Annotated in this window: 12 protein-coding genes; all 12 read right to left on the minus strand. The window is 40.7% G+C overall.

Translation table 11 applies throughout. From position 1 onward, the window contains the following. Positions 1–203: 203 nt before the first annotated feature. Positions 204–1,376, minus strand: a complete 1,173-nt coding sequence (locus tag LWH95_RS03760) for an MFS transporter (RefSeq protein WP_232918989.1) — start codon at positions 1,374–1,376, stop codon at positions 204–206. A gap of 128 nt (positions 1,377–1,504) precedes the next feature. Next, positions 1,505–1,807, minus strand: a complete 303-nt coding sequence (locus LWH95_RS03765; RefSeq protein WP_003234907.1) for an ArsR/SmtB family transcription factor — start codon at positions 1,805–1,807, stop codon at positions 1,505–1,507. A 337-nt stretch (positions 1,808–2,144) separates the two neighbouring features. Continuing rightward, entirely contained in the window at positions 2,145–2,507 is a 363-nt protein-coding gene (locus LWH95_RS03770; protein WP_060397820.1) for a DUF2294 domain-containing protein, read from the minus strand. Between the two features lie 56 nt (positions 2,508–2,563). Further along, entirely contained in the window at positions 2,564–2,854 is a 291-nt protein-coding gene (locus LWH95_RS03775) for a DUF6407 family protein (protein ID WP_003241434.1), read from the minus strand. A 66-nt stretch (positions 2,855–2,920) separates the two neighbouring features. Further along, the gene (locus LWH95_RS03780; protein ID WP_232918990.1) at positions 2,921–3,445 is read right to left on the minus strand and encodes a carbonic anhydrase; all 525 of its coding nucleotides are present in this window, start codon (positions 3,443–3,445) and stop codon (positions 2,921–2,923) included. A 75-nt stretch (positions 3,446–3,520) separates the two neighbouring features. Then, complete coding sequence (locus LWH95_RS03785; RefSeq protein WP_232918991.1) at positions 3,521–6,139, minus strand: DUF2309 domain-containing protein; 2,619 nt, start codon at positions 6,137–6,139, stop codon at positions 3,521–3,523. 14 nt (positions 6,140–6,153) lie between these two features. Then, a complete protein-coding gene (locus LWH95_RS03790) occupies positions 6,154–7,662 on the minus strand; it encodes an NADH dehydrogenase subunit 5 (RefSeq protein WP_232918992.1) in 1,509 nt (502 codons plus the stop codon). A 1,052-nt stretch (positions 7,663–8,714) separates the two neighbouring features. After that, a complete protein-coding gene (locus tag LWH95_RS03795; RefSeq protein ID WP_003241444.1) occupies positions 8,715–9,338 on the minus strand; it encodes an undecaprenyl-diphosphatase in 624 nt (207 codons plus the stop codon). A gap of 334 nt (positions 9,339–9,672) precedes the next feature. Continuing rightward, positions 9,673–11,475 (minus strand): glutamine--fructose-6-phosphate transaminase (isomerizing), encoded by a 1,803-nt coding sequence (glmS, locus tag LWH95_RS03800; RefSeq protein ID WP_003241446.1) that lies wholly within the window; start codon positions 11,473–11,475, stop codon positions 9,673–9,675. A 432-nt stretch (positions 11,476–11,907) separates the two neighbouring features. Next, positions 11,908–13,254 (minus strand): phosphoglucosamine mutase, encoded by a 1,347-nt coding sequence (gene glmM / locus LWH95_RS03805; protein WP_003241450.1) that lies wholly within the window; start codon positions 13,252–13,254, stop codon positions 11,908–11,910. A gap of 18 nt (positions 13,255–13,272) precedes the next feature. Further along, positions 13,273–14,727, minus strand: coding sequence for a CdaA regulatory protein CdaR (cdaR, locus tag LWH95_RS03810; RefSeq protein ID WP_232918993.1), 1,455 nt, complete (start codon positions 14,725–14,727; stop codon positions 13,273–13,275). After that, positions 14,720–15,541, minus strand: a complete 822-nt coding sequence (gene cdaA / locus LWH95_RS03815; protein WP_003223651.1) for a diadenylate cyclase CdaA — start codon at positions 15,539–15,541, stop codon at positions 14,720–14,722. Before cdaA ends, cdaR begins: the two co-directional genes overlap by 8 nt. Between the last annotated feature and the right edge of the window lie 107 nt (positions 15,542–15,648).

The raw sequence follows: 15,648 nt of genomic DNA on the forward strand, positions 1-15,648 counted from the left end.
TTATCTCGCATCTGCTGAGCACTGACACAAAAGACCCCTTTGGTCAGTTAACCAAAGAGGTCTTATTCATTAAATTCATCTCATCTTATAGAATCAAAAAATTCCTAACGATCTAAAAAGGACGGCTCTACATGGACTGGTAACTATGCAATCTAATATATATTAGGGCAATTGAATTTTAAGAACTAAAACAAAGCAGTGCATTATTGATTGATATCTTTTAGCGCTTGTTTCGGTTGCGAATTGAAAATCAACAATGATGAAATAATGGCAATCATAACCCCTAACGCACCAATCCAGGTAATCGAAGCCAATGATACGTTTTCTACAAAAACGCCCCCTATCCCTGCGCCAACTGCCATAGCGAGTTGCATCATGGACTGATTAATACTGAGCAAAACACCTGACATTTCCGGTTCTATTGTAGCCAGGTGAAATTGCTGTGTCGGACCGGTAGACCATGCGGCAAACGACCATAATATGAGAATCACCAACACTCCGATATAGGAATGAGTGACAAATGACAGCCCAACCAGTGTGATGATATGCAATGTCATCCCGCCAACGAGTGTAAAGGGCACTCCCCATTTATCGGTGCTATATCCCCCAAACTTCGATCCAACCAAACTGGCAATTCCAAATATAAGCAGAACACCGCTAAGCAGCTTGCCGCTTATTCCTGAAATGTTCAAGAGATACGGTGACAGATAGGTATAAGCTACAGAATATCCCCCGAGCCAGAAGAAAGTGATTGATAATCCCATCGCCACTTTCCGTTTTTTGAAAAGAGCAAGCTGTTGAAGCAAAGGTACAGGCTTATCCCCTTCAGTATGCGGAAGAGTAAAGAATATAACGGCCATTGCGATCAATCCCAACAAAGCAATTGCACCAAATACAGACTTCCAGCCTAATGCTACTGCTATCATTCTTCCAAGCGGAACACCAATGATTAAAGAAGCGGTAAATCCCATAACGACAGTAGCGATGGCACTGCCTTGCTTCCCTTCCGATGCAATCTTAGCGGCAATCGTTAATGCGGTGACAACAACCATACCTGCTCCCATCGCCATAATGATCCGCGCTGCAATAAACCATCCATAACCAGGCAGGACAAAGGCCAAGATATTGCCGAACACAAACAAACCGAGAGCATACATCATCAATCTGCGTCTATCCATACTTGCTGTCAATGCCATAAGTACGGGTGTGGAAAGAGCATAGACAAGTGAAAAGATCGTTATAAGCTGGCCCGCGGCAGCCAAAGTTATCCCGAGTGTATGAGCAATGTGATCCAAAATACCCGAAATAATGTACTCTGAAGTTCCGACTAAAAAGCTGACAATGGCTAACATATAAATTTTCCAGGTGTTAGACATAAACGTTCACTCCTTAATTTTATTAGAACAACATATCACGAATTATCGATATGTTAAATTAAAAAATAAACACATCGCAATATGTCGATATGTATGGCGTAAAAATAAACATCTTTTGATGTTTATTTTTATATCTCTGTTTTAAGAAAGTCAGCAAGTTTCCCAATTGCTTCTTCATCTCTTTTGTAATACGTGTACTTTCCGATTCGTTCCGCCTTAATCAGGCCGGCTCTTAAAAGGATGGTGAGATATTGGGAAGCCGTCGATTGCGTCATTTTCAATTTGTCTGTTATTTGACTGACACATACCCCGATTGTGTTCATATCAATCCCTTCATGGGGTGCAAAATGACGATCAGGCTCCTTCAGCCATTGTAAAATTTGCAGCCTTGATTCATTAGATAAGGCTTTGAATACTTCAATTGGTTCCATATCGATTATTATATCGTTATATTCCGATATGTCAATTCGTTTTTTGATGCTAGCTTTTTTTAGGCTTATTTATGACTAATTCTGTGAAATGAAACTGTAGACAGCATACCAAAAACCAAATACTTTTGTTCCTGCTTAAATGTATCATAAAGCTTTAGAAATTGGTCTCTAATCATGGCATTGTACGCTTTGGGGAACCCGGCAGTGGCTTTGTTAATTTTGGCGTCCGCTTAGATTGTGAATTAAAACAATGATGGCATAACTCTAAAAAAAGAAGCGGAAGTTGATTATGTTCAATCAGCTTCCAACCTCTTTGACAAACATTTAATTCTTTATATTAAAGATTTTTCTCTAAATCATTACATAATTTAAATACCATCACTCGTTCACCTGTCCGGGAGCTTAAATCAGTATGAAAACTTTTCACTTCTTCTCCAGTTATCGTAAGGATAATATCCTTAAGACCTTCTATACCTGATTCAACTAGCTCTGAACGAGTTTGTTTGATAGATAACATACCCTCTTTTGATCCACAAACTGCGTATTCAGCTGGTGTTAAAATTCCTTTTAAATTAACGATGATCATATCCCGCAGTATATCAGTTTTAACAGATACAGACCCACGCCCAAGATAATCCTTCTCCCATTGAGTAATGGACTTACTGATCTCTGATTCAATAGAACCTCTCGTTTTTTTCATATATAACACATCTCCTGGCAAATAAATTGGCATATTCTATTAGTTATTTCGTCTCATTAATATTCTCTTACAACATGTCCTTCATATACACCTTCAATATCCAAATCAGTTTTACCGTTTCTTGAGACCACTATCATTTTGGATAACATATTTTCTTCCATCATAGAGTGGACATGCAAAAATCGAACGCTCCCTAAATGGGTTTCCTCAACTTCTTCATAAGATTTTAAATGATAAAAATCGATTGCTTTTCTAATTACTTTTTTCATACATTCCATATTTTCTCGATCAAACGAGCTCATTTCCTCTATTGTTTTCGTTACAAAATCAGTTAAATTAGCGTTCATACAATCTCCTTAGAACTGCTTCTTTCTCCATAGATGGGTGCGTTTAGAAGCTGAACCTTCATTTCATCATGACAAGCAATGATCAGGTAGGGCTTGACCTGTTTTAACATCAGGAACCTCCACAATTGAGGCTTTTCCATCCTTATGATTAACGAGTAAACCTCTAACTTTAACATATGACGGCACTAGTGGATGCTGACGAATGATATCAACACTTTTTTCAACACTAGTACTATTTTCATTTAGCCATTCATCGACCGTACCACCTAAAAATTCAGGCCTGCAGTTTTGAAATAGATAATCCAATGTTTGTATTTTATCTTTCATTGTTTCAAGTTGAGTTAGTACATTACCTGTGGAAGTCCTCTTATCTTTTGTTCCTACAACAACAACCTCCTCAACATCTTCCTGGTAAATCGCAAAAATAACAGACCTCATTATTTCTCCATAAGGATGTGAGATACCGGCACCATAGCTTTGTATAGTCAGCATATTTTCTGCTGGAGTGTTAGTCACTTCTTGTAAAATAGGCTCCAAGCCGTTTTCAATGTCCGTCAAAAATAATACTTTTTTATTTTGATTTCCATTCATATAGCACACCTCTTCTTTATGTTTTTCATTTTTATATTGAGTAACAAATCCATTTGATAATGTTTAGATTCATAATTACCAGCTTTCCCAGCATCCCTCTGGATCAATACTAGCCAGTCGGACCCATCCATTTTGAACTTTTTGCAGAAATACTGAGTCATTATTTAATAACCGTTCTACATATTCTCTAGGTGCTTGGATGACAATTAACAAACGAAGAGGAGAATGATAAGCCTCATAATCTGATTGCATGACGGATTGCCAAGGCAGTCCGGCTAACAAGTCACTTGCATTCCCCTGCATAACTCCGAGACCTGCAGTAACGGTTTGAGTTGCTTTATTTCCGCTGCCATAATAATGAGGTGCTACCGTTGATGCGTAATATTGTAAATTAATCCATTGGGCCACAGTTCCAGGTCCTGCAATAATATTTGCTAGGAGTTCACCGCTTTCGTCCTGCTTCCAATCATAATTATGAAGGAAGGCTCTTCCTTCCAAATCACAATCCTGAGTTAGTTCACGTTGGCCGATAATAAAAGCGGCATTACGAGCCAGTCCCCATTCCGGACGTATCTCACTCCAATCTTCCGCAAATCGGTGTGCCTCAGCCTTCGGGTTTTTAAGTTTCGATTGGACATTCGGTAATTGGGCTAGACGTTCTGAATTTACGTTATGTCTCACTTTCGGCATAACAGCTTCGATACGTTCAAATGCTTCCTGTGCAGCTTTTGAAAGCTCTGGTACATAAAGCCAATGTAATTCATCCACCGTTGTATTATGTTCAGCGGCAGCAAAAACCGTATCCTCAGGGATTTTAATTCCTTCAGTTAAAAGAACTTCTCTTACTTCTGAAAGATTACATAATGCAGCTAAAACTCTTGCATTGAATCCACCGGCCGCTCCACCGCAGGCACCACAGTCAAGAGCTGCCGCATAAGGGTTATTGATACTTTGGCTGCCATGCCCGCAAATCACGACTAATGGTGCGAAATTCTCTGTTAATCCCATCATTTTTAAAGCTTGGCGGGCATGGTTCACTTTTTCTTCCTCAGTAAAACCTACAGGTATTTCTGCCTCTGTGTCATACTCATGATGAAGCGAGAGTTTTGTATCAGGTTTACGTAACCAAGTCTCACGGAGATTACGAATGAAACGATCCGTTTTTCTTGGCACAAAGCTACGTGCTACCATTTGCAGACTAAGCCAAGGCCCGCTTAGCTCAGGTAAAAGCAAGCTCGTAAGTACATTCTGTTTCATCTTTTTAAATGTATGGCTTAATGAATAAACCGCTTGCGTGCGTTGGTTGTATTTTTCGAGTACATCTTCATCTACGAACTCTTTTATTGTATTTTGCGGTTTTTGTATGATCGGCAAGGAGGCATGACTGTGTTTACTGCCGAGTTCACAAGTTGCAATCGGCACCCCAAAGAAACCAGCAATACCAATCGTTTCAAATGGACCTTCTTTTTCTAGTTGACGACGAAAAGGCTCTGATCGTACATCGATGCAGAATGCCAATTGAGCTAATGCAGATTTTTTACCATTGGTTTCACGTTGTTTTGAGATGATCTTCTGACTTAATCGATCAGTGTATGTTTGTTCCCAAGCTTCTAACCAAAGTTTCCTGCGAAGTTTCTCATCAAAGCTGTAGGCAAATGATAAATATTCGTTTTGTTCATCGGCCGACATCTGTGGCCATTCCTCTAATGTAAGTCCCCCCCAATGAATCCAAGCTGCTATAAGGGGAGCAGTTGAAATTTTATTCTCAAATCGTTCATTATGAATAGGTAAATATGGCTTTATAAGAGCCCACTCCATGGATATTCGGACAGCTAAATAATCTGTCAGGAGTTCATGTTCATGGCTCGATTGTTGGGAGCGCCAAAGCATCATCCCTGCCCATCCAGGTAAGGAAAGTAAATGACCTTCAAGATAAGCCTGAAATTCTGATTCTGGGATTTCTAGCGCAACTAAGGCTTCCTGTAAAGCCAAATGTGCCTCTTGCGGCCAACCTTTTAACCTTTCACGCTGCTTTTTACTAAGTGCTGGATCATACTGAATGAGATGCTGCCAGGCACGATAGAAACCTTCCTCACGATTGGGCATTATCCAACCTGCTTGAGAGTCATCAAGATATAATTTACACCACTTAATGACATGATGATCTAGTATATTGACTAACCTTTCACCATCTTGATTCTCTATATATGAACTTATTGGTTGCATATAAAAACTCTCGATATGATCCAATCCACGGCATTCATTCACCAATTTCTCCAGCTTATGCGATGATAAAAGGTCGGAAGGCAGTGGATCTAATTGTAATCCAGCATGACAAAATCGTTCTGCCACGTCCCGTGGGATATTAAAGGAATGTGAATCAAGCCAGCGCTGCAGCCCCATTTCCACAAAATCTTCATCAATCTCACCTTTATTCTTTGCTGAACGGATCATAGATGCACTAGGGTATATATCAACATCCCGAGTGTTTTTCAACCAACCTGCAACCTGATCAAAAGATTGGTTTTCAAGCCCCATCCACGGATTACGTGCAGCAAATGTGGAAATAGGCCAAAGTGGCGCAATCACTCGGCTGGCGGATGTAATTAAAACGTTAAGATCACTTTCTTGAACATCAATATCTGTATCTTTCTTTTTTACATTTTCTTTCGTTAATACGGATGTAATGCCCATCTCAGATTAGCTCCTTATGATAAATATTGTTTAAGGTAGTCTGGGTGACTCTCTACTAACTTTGGTTTTGCTTCACCTAATCGAACTAACCAAAGATAGATTACCGCGAAGAGCACTGAAGAACGATGACGAGCAACCCACGTACCTAAAGCACTGCCAAATAGTAAGAGACATACAACAATGATGACAGCTGACATTGGAGGTTGAACACTTTGAAAATCGATTGTATGCAGCCACTTATAGAAGAGGTTATGAATGATAAAATATACGAGGGCTGCTCCTCCTAAACATATTAAGCCAACAATTCGGCCAATTTTCCCCTCTCCAAAAGCTACGAGCTGAGTCCAAGAAACGGACAATGACCACCCTAAGATCAGCGCACTGATTAATTGATACCCCTCTCCAGGAGCAGCGAGCCAAAAAGCAACGCCTATTACTAAGGCTAACGTACGGCCAGCCGCGATCCATAAATAGGATGATCCCTCATTAGCCCGAGTCGATCCTTCATGCCGCTGTACTGCTGAACCAGCCTGTAAAAACAACGTAGCTTTGAATAAACCATGTAAAATAAGATGAATAATGGCTGCTATATAGGCTCCTAATGCACACTGAATGAGCATAAACCCCATTTGTGCAATCGTGGAGCCTACTAGCTGGCGTTTATAGTCAACCTGGACTAAACTAATACCAGTTCCAATCAATACCGAGATGCCAGCAAGCAGAAGTAAAATAATTGATGCTATACCACCATTAAATAGAGGTGAAAATCGAGTTAGTATAATCCCGCCTGCGTTTACTAAACCTGCGTGCATAATCGCAGAAACAGGAGTTGGAGCAACAATAGACTCAATTAACCATCTTTGGAATGGCCATTGAGCCGCAGGAATGATCACTGCTAACACAATCAATAAATGAATCCCTGTTCTCTCCCAAATCCCCAGTTGAGCTAAACTTTCATTTGTTAAAACCAACGATAACCGCCATTGACCTGTGACTTGAAAAAGCCACATCATCGCGAAAAACAAAGAAAACCAACTTAACAAAAATAACCGGCCAGAAATCTTGGCTGCTTCACTAGCCACATGCCAAGCACTGTTTAACCTAATAAGTAAGGTTAAACCGACAAGAGTTGCTCCCCAAAATATAACCATCAAGCGGAGATCGCCACTTAACCATGTAATTGAAGCAGCACCTGTAGTGAAAGTAAAAAGCGTAAAATATTTTCGATATGATCGATCTCCCATTAAGTAACGTACAGAAAAACGCTGAATGACGAAACCAATTGCAAGAACAAAGAAAGTCATTAAACAAGCTAAGGAATCTAAGTGCCAAGGGCCAATATCTCCACTCACACTACTATCGGCAAGAAGCAGGAAGGAAACCAAAAGCGGTAAAGCCAAGATACCAATATGAATACGAACATAACTCAAGGGTACTCGCGGATGTAAAAACAATAGTCCACTTATCCCGGAAATAATAAGCATAATAAAAAATAATGATGACAAACTCAGCGAAACTAACATTTCAAATTCTCCCTTAGGTAAAATTCTGTCTGTAATTGAATATACATTTCTTTATCACTTTGAATAATTACTTATTTTTTCCAACAAAAAAGCCGACAACTTCAAGATTCAATGATTATCTTAGTCATTGAATCTTGAAAATTGTCGGCTTCACTTCAACTAACTTCAGCAAAGTTTTTTGAAGAGCTACCTTATGATTGGTCATTTTACTATATACAATATTTTAAGTTCCGTCTAAAGGAATGGAATATCGTTAATTTAGTACCTTGATTTATAAATTAAATCGACTTATGTTACTCTTTGTTTTTTATTAGGATACTTTTTCACCCTATCAAAATTTAAAATGAAATATTAAAAGAATGCTAAAGGCCTAATTTTAATAACAAACAAAAATAAACATCTGCGCCGATTATTAAGTTAAGTATAAGATATGCTAAATTTTAAACATTGTCAAGATGTTGGAATACGGAGAATGAAGTATCAAATCCTTCTTTCCCTTTAAATATACATCCTGAATCTTTAACCAAGGCCTATGATATCTACCATTCTAATTTTTTTGTAGAAATACAAGAAAATTTTTATAATCATTTTCTATTTTCTTGTTTAATAAATAACTGAGTTCAATTAGCAACTATAAATGAATACTGGTTCCTACTTTATTTTCAACAGCCTTAACGACCAAAAAATTGAACTAGTTGTTGTGGATATTGTTATAGCTAGAATTCCCCAATTTCTCCGTAGATGTCACTTTCCTTGAAAATACCTTCTTTATATTTTCATATTCTTATGGCAATCTTAAATATCTGTAAAACTAAACATAGCCATCTTTAAAACAAAAAACCCCTTTGGCTAAAACTGTAGCTTTGAAATAAAGGATGATCAAAAATAACACATGAACCTTCAGTTTACGGCAAATTTAAAGAATCCATTTAGAAAAAAAGATAGATCAAAATGGATTCTACAGTTTTGAATACAGATGGAATCTTTATAAAAGAGTTTGATCATTTTAGGTTACGATTTTTTGAACATTAGCACCCGATTGTTGAATAAATCTAAAAATTTTTTGACTTGTTTTCCTTTCTTTTGAAGCGATAAAGAAGCATGTTTTCACATTTTTCATAAATTTTTATGGTAGTTTGAATAACTTTTAGTTTAGGGAATGTTAAATATATAAAAGTTGAAACTGCTAGGCTTATTAATACTCCTGCTAATACATCAAAAGGATAATGAACCCCAACCCATATACGGGAGACTCCCACAAGAACAGCTAACAATACCCATAAAATTGACCAGCCTCTCTTAAAGAGCCAGAATGAAATACAATATGAGAAGAATAAAATTGTATGGTCACTTGGAAAAGAATTGTCTTTTTCTTTATGTATCAGTTTATTAACCTCTCCCAATTCAACAAAAGGTTGATAATTCGAGTGAAATGCCCCTGCAACCTTCCCTATCGTAAAGGCACAAATGAAAGCGATAGATGCACAAAGAATCATAATTCTATTATCCGTATCTCTTGTAAACCAAATAAAAAGAACACTTAGTGCAAGTAAAAAAACCATATATTCAGCAATAAAACTAAATACAGGATTCAAAAAGGGATGTTCTTTTCCTAAGTCATTAACTAGTCTAAACAGTGATATATTAACTTCTGAAATATCCAAACCCAACACCATCCAATCTCTTTTTAGAACATAGTAAAAGAAAATTAGATGACCTGCCATCGAATCAAATTACATTATTTGAGATTAAAGTTACATTTTTGTAAGATTGATGTCACATCATTTATGTAAAAAGGGGACCCAAAATCAATTGGAATCCCCTTATAATTTTTAGTAACCTGCCTCTTTTGTTAAAATAGAAAAATACCCTTAGACAAAAATTATCTAAGGGAAAAAGCATCGCAACATTTTTATAAACGTCGTAACTTTATTTTAAACATCACATCTTTTTTACAAAAATCGTGACTTTATTTCAAAGCAACAAAAACAACCAAAGGGGTTAAACAATTTATTCCACAGTAACACTCTTCGCAAGGTTACGAGGTTTATCAACATCACAGCCGCGATGCAGTGCAGCATAGTAAGCGATCAGTTGCAGTGGAACAACAGACACCAACGGAGCAAGCGCTGGGTTTACTTCCGGCAGTACGAATCTGTCATCCGCATCGTCTAGGCCTTTCAGTGAGATGATGCATGTGTTTGCTCCGCGAGCGGCAACTTCCTTGACGTTTCCGCGGATGCTTAGGTTTACGTGCTCTTGTGTTGCCAGTGCGAATACTGGTGTACCTTGTTCGATCAAGGCAATCGTGCCGTGCTTCAGCTCTCCGCCGGCAAAGCCTTCTGCCTGGATGTATGAAATCTCTTTCAGCTTCAGTGCGCCTTCGACACATACGAAGTAGTCAAGGCCGCGTCCGATGAAGAAAGCGTTTCTGGATACAGTCAGGTATTCACGGGCGATCATTTCCATTTCGTCTTTCTGGTCGCAAAGGGCTTCCATTGCGTTCGCAGCGATACCAAGTTCTTTGACGAGGTCAAATCCGATATCAATGCCGTTTTTGTCAGCAGCCACAGATGCAAGAACCGCAAGAACTGCGATTTGTGCAGTGTATGCTTTCGTTGACGCAACAGCGATTTCAGGACCCGCATGAAGCAGCAATGTGTAGTCAGCTTCACGAGAAAGTGTTGATCCCGGTACGTTTGTGATTGTCAGGGCTTTGTGTCCGAGTGCTTTGACTTGAACAAGTACCGCGCGGCTGTCTGCTGTTTCTCCGCTTTGAGAAAGGAAAATGAAGAGCGGTTTTTTAGACAGAAGCGGCATGTTGTAGGAGAATTCACTCGCTACATGCACTTCAACCGGCACGTTTGCCCACATTTCAATATATTGTTTACCGACAAGTCCTGCGTGGTAGCTTGTTCCGCAGCCAATGATATAGATGCGGTCCGCTTCCGCTACAGCGGCAGCGATATCGCCAGGCACAGACAGTTTGCCGTTTTCATCTTGATACGTTTGGATGATTTTGCGCATGACAACAGGCTGCTCATCCGTTTCTTTCAACATGTAGTGAGGGTACGTGCCTTTTTCGATATCACTGGCATCCAGCTCAGCGATATAAGACGCACGTGTAATGACGTCACCATCAAGATTTTTGATGACAACTTGATCATCAGTGACGATGACCATTTCTTTATCCATCAGCTCTACGTATTCGTTGGTTACTTGAAGCATCGCCATCGCATCAGATGCTACGACGTTGAATGTGTCTCCAAGACCGACTAATAGAGGGCTTTTGTTTTTCGCTACAAAAATCGTTTCTCTGTTTTCGTTGTCGAATAAAGCAATTGCATAAGAGCCTTTTAACAGTGTAAGTGTTTTACGGAACGCTTCTTCTGTATCAAGTCCTCCGTTGACAAATTGCTCGATTACTTGAACAACTACCTCTGTATCGGTGTCACTTTTGAGCTCTACATCTTGTAAATACTCTTGTTTCAGCTGAACATAGTTCTCGATCACGCCGTTATGAACAAGTGTAAAGCGGCCAAGTGCGCTTTGATGCGGGTGAGCGTTTAGATAGCTTGGTTCGCCGTGTGTTGCCCAGCGAGTATGGCCAATTCCGGCTTTCGCTTCTACATTGGCATCCACAACTTCACGAAGATCCGCAATGCGTCCTTTTTCTTTGAACACATGGATTCCCTGTTCGTTGGCAACAGCGATACCAGCAGAGTCATATCCGCGGTACTCAAGCTTTTCTAACCCTTTCAGTAAAATTTCCTTCGCATCAAGCTGACCGATATAACCTACAATTCCACACATATTTTTCTTCCTCCTAAGATTGTAAAAGGAGACGAAGAAAGTCAAATTTCAAGGGGACTTTCAATCGTCCCCTCCTACATGTTTTTTGGAAGATCATGTGATTTCTCTTTGTTCAAGGAGTCACCCCCTTGGTTTGAAGAAATCCTTACGGCTGTGATCTGCATACTCAGCCGGGAGGCATCCGCCGAAAATTCGATAACCTCCATCCTCGTCAACTAAGCCTTTTTCCGGGCGCTTAGTTCGGGCGCTATCATTATAGGTAAAGCAATAATCCCGTCTTTTCTTCCTCAGAGAAAATAAGAACAAGACAAGCTTGATTTTACAGCATGTGCCATGAACGGTCAATTGTTTTTTAAACAACTTTGCCACATGTCTCACAATTATCATATGTAAATCTCGCTTGTCTTGTTCGCTCTCTAATTATAGACTTCGTTACTCCAATCCCATTTCTGACCGGACGACTTCAGCAATGCGATTTACATATTCATCGCACAGCTCTTTCGTCTTCGCTTCAGCCATGACACGGACGAGCGGTTCAGTGCCTGAAGGGCGCACCAAAATCCGGCCGTCGCCGTTCATTTCTTTTTCAACTTCAGAAATAACAGCTTTTACTTTTTCGTTTTCTTCGACTTTATATTTATCAGTTACTCTCACATTGACTAACAGCTGCGGGAACTTCTGCATTTCAGCTGCAAGCTCTGACAGCGGCTTGCCTGTCGCTTTCAAAGTGTTCATCAGCATAATAGCAGACAATAATCCGTCTCCTGTCGTGTTGTAATCAAGGAAAATAAGGTGTCCTGACTGCTCTCCGCCGACATTGTAGCCGTCTTTTTTCATCGCTTCTACTACGTAGCGGTCGCCGACAGCTGTCTGTACGCTTTTGATGCCTTCTTTTTCGAGCGCCTTATAGAAGCCGAGGTTGCTCATTACGGTTGAAACCACTGTATCATCCTTCAAACGGCCCTCTGATTTCAGGTGTTTTGAGCATATGTACATGATTTGGTCGCCGTCAACGATATTTCCTTTTTCATCGACAGCAATCAGGCGGTCGCCGTCACCATCGAACGCAAGACCCAGATCGGCGTTTTTCTCTTTGACAAACGCGCTGAGCGCTTCCGGATGAGTCGATCCGACGCCGTCATTAATATTTAATCCGTTTGGAGAAGTTCCCATTGTTGACACATCTGCATCTAAATCAGCAAACAGGTGTGTCGCCAAGGACGATGTTGCGCCATGAGCACAGTCAAGCGCCACATGAATACCTGTGAAATCTTCATCAGCTGTCTGTTTTAAGAATTGCAGATATTTTTGGCCGCCTTCAAAATAATCGTTTACAAGCCCGAGATCAGCTCCGACCGGTCTTGGCAGCTTATCCTCCGGTTCGTCCATCAGGCGCTCAATTTCAGCCTCCTGTTCATCAGAAAGCTTAAATCCGTCTCCCCCGAAAAACTTGATGCCGTTATCCTGCACTGGATTGTGAGAAGCAGAAATCATGACGCCTGCCTCTGCATCCATTGCTTTTGTTAAATAAGAGACACCAGGTGTAGAAATGACACCCAGACGCATGACTTCTGCGCCAATCGATAAAAGTCCGGCGACAAGGGCTCCCTCCAGCATATGGCCGGAGATGCGTGTATCGCGGCCTATCAGCACTTTTGGACGTTGTTTGTCTTTTGTCAGTACATAACCGCCGAAACGTCCGACTTTAAAGGCCAGCTCAGGTGTAAGCTCACTATTGGCGACACCTCTTACACCGTCTGTTCCAAAATACTTGCCCATTTTATAATCGCTCCTTTTTTATTCCGATGAGGATTGTGAATCCGCAGTGGATTCGTCCTCATCCTGATCTTGGTTTTGATCTTTATTTTCGTCTTGTTTTTGATCATTGCTGTCTTTATCAGTGTTCGTTGTATCTTCTTGCTGCTTGTTATCTTGATCATTCGTTTGTTTATCTGTGTCATCCTGATTTCCTGATGTATTGCCACTGTTATCATTAGTCGATGTATTGCTTTTTTTGGACGTCAGCTTGATTTTGGCGTTTTTCTGCCCCAAGGACCAGGTTACATTTTGAGGCCCATTTACTTCAAGCTTCACGCTATGCTCCCCATCATCTAAATCTGAAACATTCACATATAATTCAATATCAGATTTCTTCAGGCTTTTTATATTAGCGGGAGAGCCTTTAGCCGTCACGTCTATCGCCTGCGATTCAGGATCTAGAAACTCAATGTTTTGAGAGCTGCTCAGCCCTATAGTCTTAATAGGAACATTCTCAAATTTTTGATCCGCTTCACTATCAACTTCAATATGCAAAATCACCTTTGACGGCGAGATTTTTTTGACGCCATCAGGAAGCGGGATGTCTGCCTCGATATCGGAATCCTTGTTAATTTTGCTTAAATCTAAGCTGACGCCGTCAATAAATTCAAGAGAATCCAACACATCCTGAGAGCCGTAAACTGTTACCTCACTGGGGCTGGATTCAATATTCGCTATGCTGACACCGTCAGGAAGGCTTCCTGTCCGTTCAATTTTAAAAGGCACTTTTTTACTCGGGCTTGTCACCGGAACGGTAATCTTGATGACCGAGGGCTCCACGTCGACAGGAAGCGCGTTTCCGTCTTTATCATAAACAGTTACTTTCGCTTCCTTTTCAATCGTTTCATCTGCGTTTTCCAAATTCACTGAAGCTTTCACAAGAGAAATGTTATCAATCACATTTTTAGATCCCGTAATCTGCACATTTTTCGGACTGACAATCGGCTGCTCCGGAGAATAGCCTTTTTTCATCTTGTTTTTATTGTAGTACTCCACTTCTACGGGAAAGCTTTTGGTCGTCCGTTCTTGAATGGTCACTGTCGTAACAGACGGATTGATCGAGATTGTCAGCCCATCCGACACGTTTTTGGCCTTAAGCTCGACCTTATGTGTGCCGGTTTTTAAATTTTCCATGTCGGCATAAATTTCAAAGTTCTTTGTCTGCCTAGCCTTTTTCACGGCGCTTGTCGAGCCTTTTATCGTGACATTAACCGTTTGCGGGACACCTGTCACGACGTAATTTTCATCATCATAATACGCTTTGACCGGTATATCGGTCAGTGTTGCTTCATCAATTGTTGATGTCGGAAAGAAAGATTCACCCGGTTTTTTCGGAGTCGGTGCTTGATTGCTGTTAACCGCCACATAAAGCAAGAGCGCGAAAAGCAGAGCAACGATTTTCACAGCCCAGCGGTTGTTTAAGAATTTATCCATTTTTCTTGCCCCTCCAATACCAGCGGTTAGAAGAAGTGTCTCTGGTGTTTTTCTTAAACTCGGCTTCAAGCATTTCTTTCAGCGCTTCTTCCGTCAGCTCTCTGTGAAGGTCGCCGTTCTTCGCCACACTGACGCCGCCGGTCTCTTCAGACACAATAATCGTCAAACTGTCTGTTACTTCACTAATGCCGACAGCCGCTCTGTGCCGCGTACCCAGTTCTTTTGAAATAAACGGGCTCTCCGAAAGCGGCAGATAACAAGCGGCAGCGGCAATTTCATTATTCTTCATAATCACCGCACCGTCATGAAGCGGAGTGTTCGGAATAAAAATATTGATCAGCAGCTCAGAGCTGACCTTGGCATTCAATGGTATGCCGGTCTCAATATAATCCCCCATTCCAGTATCCCGCTCAATGGTCAGCAGGGCGCCTATACGGCGTTTCGCCATATAATTGATCGCCTTTGTGATTGCCTCAATCGTTTTCTGCTGCGCTTCCTCTACAGGCGTGCCGCTCCTTGAAAAAAAGCGGCCGCGGCCAAGCTGTTCAAGCGCTCTTCTCAGCTCAGGCTGAAAAATAATAATAATTGCTAAAAATCCCCATGTTATCGCTTGGTCCATCAGCCATTGAAGCGTGCTGAGGCCCAAGTATTGGCTGGCCATACGGACAAGCACGATTACTACAATTCCTTTTAACAGCTGAACCGCTTTCGTGCCGCGTATCACCATAATCAATTTATATATCACATACCAAACAAGGAGAATATCAACGGCATTGCCGAGGTACTGCAAAAAAGGGATATCCTCAAAAGCCATTTCCTCGTCCTCCAAGATTTCAGTCATTTCGTATTTTGTGTTTTACGTGTTACGCATATGTACTTTACATAGCGAGCCCATTATACCACATTTCGATTTAGCAAGTG

It is taken from the genome of Bacillus sp. G16 (assembly GCF_021282335.1).
Lineage (GTDB): Bacteria > Bacillota > Bacilli > Bacillales > Bacillaceae > Bacillus > Bacillus inaquosorum.

Excerpts from the sequence above, each read along its gene's own strand:
- LWH95_RS03760 (WP_232918989.1), bottom strand. The coding sequence starts at position 1,376 with ATGTCTAACACCTGGAAAATTTATATGTTAGCCATTGTCAGCTTTTTA.
- LWH95_RS03765 (WP_003234907.1), bottom strand. The coding sequence starts at position 1,807 with ATGGAACCAATTGAAGTATTCAAAGCCTTATCTAATGAATCAAGGCTG.
- LWH95_RS03770 (WP_060397820.1), bottom strand. The coding sequence starts at position 2,507 with ATGAAAAAAACGAGAGGTTCTATTGAATCAGAGATCAGTAAGTCCATT.
- LWH95_RS03775 (WP_003241434.1), bottom strand. The coding sequence starts at position 2,854 with ATGAACGCTAATTTAACTGATTTTGTAACGAAAACAATAGAGGAAATG.
- LWH95_RS03780 (WP_232918990.1), bottom strand. The coding sequence starts at position 3,445 with ATGAATGGAAATCAAAATAAAAAAGTATTATTTTTGACGGACATTGAA.
- LWH95_RS03785 (WP_232918991.1), bottom strand. The coding sequence starts at position 6,139 with ATGGGCATTACATCCGTATTAACGAAAGAAAATGTAAAAAAGAAAGAT.
- LWH95_RS03790 (WP_232918992.1), bottom strand. The coding sequence starts at position 7,662 with ATGTTAGTTTCGCTGAGTTTGTCATCATTATTTTTTATTATGCTTATT.
- LWH95_RS03795 (WP_003241444.1), bottom strand. The coding sequence starts at position 9,338 with ATGGTGTTGGGTTTGGATATTTCAGAAGTTAATATATCACTGTTTAGA.
- glmS (WP_003241446.1), bottom strand. The coding sequence starts at position 11,475 with ATGTGTGGAATTGTAGGTTATATCGGTCAGCTTGATGCGAAGGAAATT.
- glmM (WP_003241450.1), bottom strand. The coding sequence starts at position 13,254 with ATGGGCAAGTATTTTGGAACAGACGGTGTAAGAGGTGTCGCCAATAGT.
- cdaR (WP_232918993.1), bottom strand. The coding sequence starts at position 14,727 with ATGGATAAATTCTTAAACAACCGCTGGGCTGTGAAAATCGTTGCTCTG.
- cdaA (WP_003223651.1), bottom strand. The coding sequence starts at position 15,541 with ATGGCTTTTGAGGATATCCCTTTTTTGCAGTACCTCGGCAATGCCGTT.